This is a genomic window from Enterococcus ratti (assembly GCF_001886195.1).
GTDB lineage: Bacteria > Bacillota > Bacilli > Lactobacillales > Enterococcaceae > Enterococcus_B > Enterococcus_B ratti.
This window is the reverse complement of the sequence record NZ_JXLB01000073.1, coordinates 1-345: the sequence shown is the minus strand read 5'-3', so window position 1 is coordinate 345 and position 345 is coordinate 1. Positions and strand designations below refer to the sequence as shown.

1 pseudogene is annotated in these 345 nt (G+C 33.0%); it reads left to right on the top strand.

What is annotated here, in order from left to right:
• Positions 1-345 (top strand): annotated as a pseudogene (locus RV14_RS12380) (toxin Cry1Ac domain D-VI-related protein); the annotation flags it as partial.

The following is a 345-nucleotide window of genomic DNA, read 5'->3' as shown; positions in this document are numbered from 1 at the left end:
AATTTTAAAAAACAACTATTTTCATTTACAATGACAAGTGCATTAGTTCTTTCTAGTTTATCTGGTGCAATCACACCAATGGTGCATGCTGAACAAAAAGGAATAAAAGACGAAGTTGCAGTTACTTCTTCAAAAGAAGGAAACAATCAATCAAGTCAAACAAGTGCTTCAGAGGAAAACGTAACAGATACTACAAAAGCTACTAAGAAAGTAGAAGAAACAACAACTTCTAAATCAGTAGAAACAAAATCCGAAAAAGCAGTTCAAAAACAGACAAACACTGCTACATCTGCACTTCAACAAGCTACTAACACCGTAAATAATCTATTTTATGGCAACGATGAA